The following is a 7,738-nucleotide window of genomic DNA, read 5'->3' as shown; positions in this document are numbered from 1 at the left end:
CTAGTACGGTCTCGTGGCCTCGGAGTTGTTTATAAGAGACAGCCGCCCCCCCCCCCGCCGGCGCCCGTACCGACACGGGAGGTGCGCCGTGATCCGGGCCGCCGCCGTGACGATCGACGGCACCCCGCTCGCCGATCCCCGGCGGCTGCGCGGGGTCCGGGTCGCCGCCCGCCTGGACCAGCCGACCCAGTGCGAACTCACCCTGGCCACCGCCCCGGGCGCCGCCGCCCTCGACACCCCGGTACGCCCCGGCGCCGCCCTCGACCTGCGCCTGGACGGCCAGCCCGACGCCCTGTTCAGCGGCGAGGTGACCGCCGTCGAGGCGGAGTACGCCGGCGACGGTGCGGCGCTGCTGCGGATCCGGGCGTACGACCCGCTGCACCGGCTGCGCAAGCGGCAGGAGCTGCGGGTGTTCGAGTCGGTGACGGCCGCCGAGCTGGCCGGGACGCTCTGCGCCGACCTGGGGCTCACCGTCGACGCCGACACCGACGGGCCGCGCCTGGACCGGCTGCTCCAGCACCGGCACACCGATCTGGAGCTGCTCCGCGAGGTGGCCGGCCGGGCCGGGCTGCACCTGGCGGTGGAGGGCGACCGGCTGCGCCTGCTGACCCTCGACGGCCACGGCGACCCGGTCCCGCTCACCCTCGGCGCCACCGTGCACGCGCTGCGGGTCGTCGAGAACCTGGACCGGGCCGGCGGCGGGTGCGTCGCGCTGGGCTGGCACCCGCAGCGCGCCGAGCCGATGCGCCAGCAGGCCGACGAGGCCCGGTCCGGCCGGCGCATCCCGCTGCGCCCGGATCCGGGCGGGGTGGGCGCGGACGGCGTGCGCACGGCCGTCGACCAGCCCGGCCGCAGTGACGACGAGCTGGCCGCGCTCGCCCAGGCGGGGCTGGACGCCCGGGTCGCCGCGCTGGTCACCGCCGAGGGCACGGCCGAGGGCGACCCGGCGCTGCGCCCGGGCCGGCGGATCGCCCTGGCCGGCGTCCCCGACCCGGTCGCCGGGGTGTACGTGCTCACCGAGGTGGTGCACACGCTCGACGCGAACGGGCACCTGACCCGCTTCTCCACCGCCCCGCCCGCGCCCGGGCAGACCACGGCGAGCCGGCCTCGGGCGTGGTGCTCGGCGCGCTGTTCGGGGCGGTCGAGCCGTACGACGCGGGGATCGTGTCCGGGCGGTCGCGGCGCTGGTCGATGCGCACCGGCACCGGCCAGTCGATCGTCATCGACGACGACGGGCGCGCCCTGCGGCTGGCCACCGACGGCGGCAGCTTCGTCGAGCTGCGTCCCGAGCTGACCACCGTGCACGCGGCCGGCGACCTGGTGCTCTCCGCGCCGGGCCGGGCCATGGTGGTGCGCGCCCGCACCGTCGACTTCCTGCAGGCGGAGGCGGCCGAGGACGCCGAGACCGCCGCCGCCCAGGCCCGTACCCTCGCCCGCGCCCACGGAGGTGGCTGATGCGCTGGATCCACCGCGACTCGCTGATCACCTGCGGCCACGACGGCCGGGTTGCCAACCGCCCGTCGCAGCGCTGGGTCACCGTGCGGGGCGTGCCGGTGCTGGTCGAGGCCGACCCGGAGGGGCGGGAGATCACCGCCTGTCCCAACTACGGGCCGACCGTCAAGCCCTGCGCGAAGACGCTGCGGGTGACCGTGGGCTACAGCGCCTGGCTGCGGGTCGACGGGCACCGCGTGGTGCTGTCCCACCTGGACGGACTCACCGACGGCAGCCCGCCCGGGCTGGTCCACCACACCGTGCGCGACCCGCGGCAGACCTTCCTGGGGGCGGACGCATGAGGGCCTTCCGCTTCGTCGGCGCCGGCTTCGACACGGGTCGCACCGGTGGTCTCGCGCTGACCGCCGCCGGCGGGCTGGCCATGACCGAGGGCGACGAGACCGTACGCCAGGCGCTGTTCCTGCTCCTGTCCACCACGCCGGGCGAGCGGCTGATGCGCCCCGGGTACGGCTCCCGGCTGCACCGGCTGGTCTTCGCGCCCAACGACGACACCACAGCCGGCCTGGCCATCCACTACGTCCGGCAGGCGATCCGGCGCTGGGAGCCCCGGGTCGAGGTGCTCGACGTGGACGCCGGGCCGGACCCGGACGACCCGTGGCGGCTGGTGATCCGGCTGGACTACCGGGTGCGGGCCAGCCTCTCCCCCGGCCACCTGCTCTTCTCCGTCGACCTGCTCCCGGTCGACGACGAACCCGGCGAGGAGGCGACCGCATGACGCTGCCGGTGCCGCACCTGGACGACCGCGCCTTCCTCGACCTGGTGACCGAGGCGCGGGAACGGATCCGCCGGTCCTGCCCGGACTGGACGGACCTCTCCGCGCACGACCCGGGGATGGCGCTGCTGGAGACGTTCGCCTACCTCACCGAGGTGATGATCTACCGGCTGAACCAGTTGCCGGAGAAGGCGTACGTGGCCTTCCTCAACCTGCTCGGGGTTACCCGGCACCCGCCGGCCGCCGCCTGGGCCGACGTCCGCTTCACCCGGACCGGTCCGGACCGGGGCGCGGTCCGCGTCCCGGCCGGCACCCGGGTGGCCGCCGCCCGCGGCGCGGACCCCCGGCCGGTCGTCTTCGTGACCACCGAGCCGGCCGTGCTGCCCGCCGGGGAGACCGAGGTGACGGTACGCGTGCACCACTGCGAGCCGGTCGAGGCGGAGCTGCTGGGCACCGGCACCGGGCAGGCCGGGCAGGTGTTCCGGGCCTCCCGCGCGCCGCTGGCCCGGACCACCGAGGCGCTGGACCTGCTGCTCGGGGTGGAGGTGCCGACCGGCTCGGTGGAGCTGGGCGCCGCCGCCCGGGAGCACGAGGGGCGCACGTACGAGATCTGGCGGCCGGTGGACAGCTTCGCCGGCGTCGGCCCGCAGGCCAAGGTCTACCTGGTCGACCGGGCCTCCGGGGTGGTCACCTTCGCCCCCGCGCTGGACCTGCGGCCGGCGGACGGCGCCGGGCCGGGCGTCGAGGGGGCGCCCGGCCCGGTGGCGGCGGTGCCGCCGGCCGGCCGGCAGGTCCGGCTCTGGTACCGCTGCGGTGGCGGGCCGGCCGGGAACGTGGCCGCCGGGACGCTGACCAGCCTCCGCGACCCGCTGCCCGGGCTCAAGGTGGACAACCCGGCGCCGGCCGCCGGTGGCCGGGACCTGGAGTCGCTGGAGTCGGCCCTGGCCCGCGGCCCGTACGAGTTCTTCGCCCAGCAACGCGCGGTGACCGCCCGGGACTACGAGATCCTGGCCGCCGGCTCCGGCGCGGTGGCCCGGGCCCGGGCGTTCACCCGGGCGTCGGTCTACAGCTTCGCCCGCCCCGGCGAGGTCGAGGTGGTCCTGGTGCCGTACGTCCCGGAGCGGGCCCGCCCGGGCGGCCGGCTGCCGGTGGCGGTGCTGCGCGAGCACGAGGTCGAGGAGGCGCGCCGCCGGGTGGAGGGCGACCTGGAGCGGCGCCGGGCGCTCGGCACGGCGGTGCGGGCCGGCTGGGCGCGCTACAAGGCGGTCTCCGTCCGGGCCCGGGTGGTGGTCCGCCGCGAGGAGGACGTGGACGCCGTCCGCCGGCGCATCCACGACCGGCTGCACCAGACGCTCAGCCCGCTGCCGACCCCGCTCAACCCGGCGGGCTGGGCGTTCGGCGAGCCGCTGCGGGCCTCCAACGTGTACCGGATGCTGGAGCACGCCGAGCCCGGTGTGCGCTACGTCGAGTCGGTCCGGTTCGTGGTCGACGAGGCGCCGGACGCCCAGGTGCGGGCCGTGGCCGTCGACCAGTACCAGCCGGGCACCTGGTACGCCGGGCGCGGCCCGGTGCTGTTCCGCTCCACCGACGCCGGGGCGGGGTGGGAGCCGGCCGGCCGGTTCGACGGCGAGAGCGTGGTCCGGGTGGTGCCCGCGCCCGCCCCGGTCCGCCCCGGCGTGGTGCCCCGGGCCGGTTCGGTGGCCGTGGTGACCACGCGCGACGCCGGCGGCTCCCGGGTCCGGTTGAGCACCGACCTCGGCGAGACCTGGACGCTGCTCACCGACCTCGACTCCGGCGTGCGCGACCTGGCCTGGATCGACCGGGACGGCACGGGTGCGCTGCTGCTGGCCACCGACACCGGCCTGTACGAGGTGTCCCTGCTGCCGGGGGCCGTGCCGTTGCAGATCCTGGTCGACCCGGCCGACGCCGACCGCGGCTTCTACGCGGTCCGGGCGTTCGTCTCCGAACGGGGCGCGCCCGGGGTGGCGGTGGCCGCGCAGGCCGGCTTCGGGGTCTACCTGTCCACGGCCGCCGGCCGCCCCGGCACCTTCGCCCACGTCGGCCTGGCCAACGTGGACAACCGGGTGCTCGCCGTCCAGTACGACGGCCCGGCCACCCTGCTGTGGAGCGGCGCCGGCGAGCCGGACCCGAAGAAGCCCGGGCAGGGCTGCCACCGCACCCGGCTGTTCGAGTCCGACGTGAAGTGGCAGTCGATGGCGAGCGGCTGGATCGGCGGCACCTGCCGGGACCTGGCGTTCAGCGGCCCCCTGGCGCTGGCCGCCACGCAGAGCGGCGGGGTGGTCCGGCTGGACACGCTGGCCGCGCAGCCGCAGTGGCAGCCGGTGTCGGTCAACTGCGGGCTGCCGCTGCGGGACCGGACCCGGTTCGTCCCGGTCGACGCGATCGCCGCCACCGCGCCCGCCGGCGCCGGTGCGGCCGCCCGGCTGGTCCTGGCCGGCGGCGAGCGCGGGGTGTACCGCAGCGGCGACGCGCAGGACTGGACGGCCAGCGCCAACCAGGCCACGGCCGACGTGGTCACCGTCCCCGGCACCTGGCTGCTCTGCTCCGGCGAGCACGACATCGAGGTGGTGCGGCAGGATGCGCCGAGCGGCGATTGAGCGGCTGCTGCCGGCCGCGTACCAGCGGGCCGCCGGCCCGGGCAGCGTGCTGGGCGCGCTGCTGGACGTGATGGAGGCGCTGCACGCCCCGGACGAGGCGGTGCTGGCCGACGTCGACGCGCTGTTCGCGCCGTACCGGACGCCGGAGGGTTTCGTGGCGTACCTGACCCGGTGGGTGGCCATGGACCACGTGGTCGCCGCGCCCCGGTCGGACGCGCCGCTGCCGTTGCCGCTGGGTCGGCTGCGGGACCTGGTCGCGCACGGCGCGCTGCTGGCCCGCTGGCGGGGCACCCCGTACGGGATGCGCACCGCGCTGGAGCTGGCCACCGGGGTGACCGGGTTCGTGCTGGACGAGCCGGCCGACCGGCCGTTCCACGTGGTGGTCCGGGTGCCGCCGGAAGCCGCCGACCGGCTCGCCCTGGTCACCCGCATCGTCGAGGCGGAGAAACCCGCCGCGGTCACCGTCGAGGTCACCACCGACCCGGCCGCCGGCCCCGGCCCGGGTTCCACCAACCCCGTCGCCGACGACCCGGAGCCGCCCGGGACCGGCACCGACGACCCGGAGGGCACGGCCACCGGGGTGGCGTCCGTCCCCGCGGTCGGTCGGGCCCGCGTGCCGTCCCCCGCACCCCACGAGCAGCCGTCAGAGGAGCCGTCATGACCACCGAATGGACCGTCGTCGCCGCCGCCGAGCAGTTCACCCTGGACGCCCGCAACTGCGGCGAGCTGACCTTCACCGTCTCCAACCCGGGCGAGGCGCCGGACACCGTGGTCTTCGACGTGGCGCCCGGCGAGGGCACCCAGCGCGGCTGGTTCACCGTGGCCGAGCCGCAGCGGGTGGTGCCCGGCCAGGGCTCGGTGTCGTTCCTGGTCCGGCTCGCCGTGCCGCCCGGCACCCCGCCCCGGCGCTACGACATGACCGGCTTCGCGTACTCGGCGAACACCGCGCCCGAGGAGAGTTCCCGGTCCAGCGGCCGCGTGACGTACGACGTGCGGGCGGTCGTACCCCCGAAGCGGGCGCCGTGGCCGTGGCTCGCGGCCGCCGCGGCGCTGCTGCTGGTGGTGAGCGGGGTGGTGGTGTGGCTGGTGACCCGCGGCGAGGACCCGCCGCCCCCGCCGCGGGCCGAGGTGGTGACCGTGGAGGCGGAGAGCCTGGTCTCCGGCGCCACGGTGCGGTCGACCACCGCGGCGGCGGCGCAGGTGGTGTCCCAGCCGAACTGCTGCGAGGTGGTCTGGTCGGCGGACGCCCAGCTCTTCTTCCTGGGCCGGGCGGTGGGCGACCGGGTCACCGTCTCCGTCGACCTGCCCACGGGCGGCACCTGGCGGCTCTCCACCGTGCGCACCACCTCGTTCGACTACGCGAACACCATCTGGCTGGTGGACGGCCGGCAGGTCGGCGACACCTTCTTCGGCTTCACCCCGACGGTGGTGGTCACCGACTTCGTCGACGTGGGCACCGTGGAGCTGGCCCGGGGCCCGCACACGCTGACCCTGGTGGCGGTGAGCAGGACACAGGGCACCGACCGGTACTTCGCCGGGGTCGACCAGATCCGGTTCACCCAGCTCCTCCAGCCGTGAGCGGGCGGCAGAAGGTGCTGCTGGCGGCCCTCGCCGGGCTGCTGGTGGTGCTCTACGTGGTGGGGGTGGCCGGCGGCCGGCACGACCGGGGCGACCCGGCCGCCGGGCCCGGCTGGCTGGCCCGGTTCGGCGGTGACGCCGGCGCGGTGGACCCGGCGACGGTGACCGTGGCGTGCGTGCCACCCGCCGCCGCGCCCAGCCCCTCCCCCGAGGGCGTGGTGGTCGGCTTCGGCACCGCCTGCCGGCTGCGGGTGGCCGATCCGGGCGGACTGCGCAGCCTGGTGCTGCGCAGCGGGGCGCCGTTCGTGGTGACCGCCCCCGCGCCGGGCGACGCCGAGGTCACCGTCACCGACGAGGTGGCGCCCGGCGACGACGGAACGGCGGTGGCGACGGTGGCGGTGGACGGGGAGACCGAGGTCGCCCTGCGGTGCCCGGGAGGTGGCGGGTGCGTGGTCACCGTCGCCCGGTCCTGAGCGGACGCGGGCCCGGCCGACCGGCGCCGGCCGGGAAGGAGGGGCGACATGGGTGAGCTGCGGAAACCGTTCCTGCTGCTGGCGCTGCTCGCCATCGCGCTGGTGGTGGGCCTGGAGTTCGGGGCGGCGGCGCTCACCGGCGGCGGGGACGCCGGTGGCGCGCTGCGGGACAGCGCCGGACAGCTCGGCGTCGGGCTGGGCGACGTCGGCACGGTCACCGAGCCGTCCGGCCGGGGCACCGGCCACCTGGCGCTGATCGACCTGGTGGCGCTCTGGACCACCGGGCTGTTCGGCCTGAGCCTGGTGGTGCCGGACCGGATCCAGGGCCGGGTGCAGGGGGTGGCCACCCTGGTCTTCTCGATCGTGCTGCTGCTGGTGTCGCTGGTCCTGCTGATCGTCGCCTTCGTCGAGCTGACCGTGATGGTCTCGCTGTTCCTGGCCGCGCCGTTCGGCACGCTGGCGTACCTGGCGGTCTGGGGATTCTTCCCGGTCGGCGACGCGACCGTGCTGCTCGGGCTGGTGCTGCTGCTCAAGCTCGTCTGGGCGGGGCTGCTGCTGGCCGCCCAGCCGCGCTTCCTGCAGAACAAGGGGCTCGTGCTGCTGGCGCTGACCACCCTGGTCGCCACGGTGGCGCTGGAGTTCCTGCACCACCTGGTGCCGGGGATCCTGGTCAGCGTCACCGACGACCTGGGCGCGGTGGTGTTCGCCGTGGTGGCGCTGATCTGGGCCCTGGTCCTGCTGATCGGCTCCATCCCCGCCATCGTCAAGGCCGTCCGCACCACCGCGACCACCTCCCGCCACCCCCCTCGCACACCCCGGTGGCCGAGAGGCTACCGCAGCGCCGG

9 protein-coding genes are annotated in these 7,738 nt (G+C 76.6%); all 9 read left to right on the top strand.

Translation table 11 applies throughout. The features are described 5' to 3' along the window. Positions 1 to 88 precede the first annotated feature (88 nt). Complete coding sequence (locus tag ACW0Q9_RS27075; RefSeq protein WP_456186023.1) at positions 89 to 1,294, top strand: phage late control D family protein; 1,206 nt, start codon at positions 89 to 91, stop codon at positions 1,292 to 1,294. Further along, positions 1,192 to 1,455 (top strand): hypothetical protein, encoded by a 264-nt coding sequence (locus tag ACW0Q9_RS27070; RefSeq protein ID WP_456186021.1) that lies wholly within the window; start codon positions 1,192 to 1,194, stop codon positions 1,453 to 1,455. The genes ACW0Q9_RS27075 and ACW0Q9_RS27070 overlap by 103 nt, the downstream gene beginning before the upstream one ends. Further along, positions 1,455 to 1,793, top strand: coding sequence for a hypothetical protein (locus ACW0Q9_RS27065; RefSeq protein WP_456186019.1), 339 nt, complete (start codon positions 1,455 to 1,457; stop codon positions 1,791 to 1,793). The genes ACW0Q9_RS27070 and ACW0Q9_RS27065 overlap by 1 nt, the downstream gene beginning before the upstream one ends. Next, positions 1,790 to 2,227: a GPW/gp25 family protein gene (locus ACW0Q9_RS27060; RefSeq protein ID WP_456186017.1), complete on the top strand. Its 438-nt coding sequence runs from the start codon at positions 1,790 to 1,792 to the stop codon at positions 2,225 to 2,227. The genes ACW0Q9_RS27065 and ACW0Q9_RS27060 overlap by 4 nt, the downstream gene beginning before the upstream one ends. Beyond that, positions 2,224 to 4,842 (top strand): putative baseplate assembly protein, encoded by a 2,619-nt coding sequence (locus tag ACW0Q9_RS27055; RefSeq protein ID WP_456186015.1) that lies wholly within the window; start codon positions 2,224 to 2,226, stop codon positions 4,840 to 4,842. Before ACW0Q9_RS27060 ends, ACW0Q9_RS27055 begins: the two co-directional genes overlap by 4 nt. Continuing rightward, entirely contained in the window at positions 4,823 to 5,503 is a 681-nt protein-coding gene (locus ACW0Q9_RS27050) for a phage tail protein (protein ID WP_456186014.1), read from the top strand. Before ACW0Q9_RS27055 ends, ACW0Q9_RS27050 begins: the two co-directional genes overlap by 20 nt. Further along, positions 5,500 to 6,420, top strand: coding sequence for a hypothetical protein (locus ACW0Q9_RS27045; protein WP_456186012.1), 921 nt, complete (start codon positions 5,500 to 5,502; stop codon positions 6,418 to 6,420). The genes ACW0Q9_RS27050 and ACW0Q9_RS27045 overlap by 4 nt, the downstream gene beginning before the upstream one ends. Continuing rightward, a complete protein-coding gene (locus tag ACW0Q9_RS27040) occupies positions 6,417 to 6,893 on the top strand; it encodes a hypothetical protein (RefSeq protein ID WP_456186010.1) in 477 nt (158 codons plus the stop codon). Before ACW0Q9_RS27045 ends, ACW0Q9_RS27040 begins: the two co-directional genes overlap by 4 nt. 48 nt (positions 6,894 to 6,941) lie before the next feature. After that, on the top strand, positions 6,942 to 7,738 hold a 797-nt coding region (locus tag ACW0Q9_RS27035; protein ID WP_456186008.1), incomplete at its 3' end, for a hypothetical protein.

Source organism: Micromonospora sp. I033, assembly GCF_053890995.1.
The sequence above is the reverse complement of the archived record's forward strand: the minus strand, read 5'-3'. Positions and strand labels throughout refer to the sequence as shown.

Coding starts and splice junctions, on each gene's coding strand:
- ACW0Q9_RS27070 (WP_456186021.1), top strand. CDS start 1,192: ATGCGCACCGGCACCGGCCAGTCGATCGTCATCGACGACGACGGGCGC.
- ACW0Q9_RS27065 (WP_456186019.1), top strand. CDS start 1,455: ATGCGCTGGATCCACCGCGACTCGCTGATCACCTGCGGCCACGACGGC.
- ACW0Q9_RS27060 (WP_456186017.1), top strand. CDS start 1,790: ATGAGGGCCTTCCGCTTCGTCGGCGCCGGCTTCGACACGGGTCGCACC.
- ACW0Q9_RS27055 (WP_456186015.1), top strand. CDS start 2,224: ATGACGCTGCCGGTGCCGCACCTGGACGACCGCGCCTTCCTCGACCTG.
- ACW0Q9_RS27050 (WP_456186014.1), top strand. CDS start 4,823: ATGCGCCGAGCGGCGATTGAGCGGCTGCTGCCGGCCGCGTACCAGCGG.
- ACW0Q9_RS27045 (WP_456186012.1), top strand. CDS start 5,500: ATGACCACCGAATGGACCGTCGTCGCCGCCGCCGAGCAGTTCACCCTG.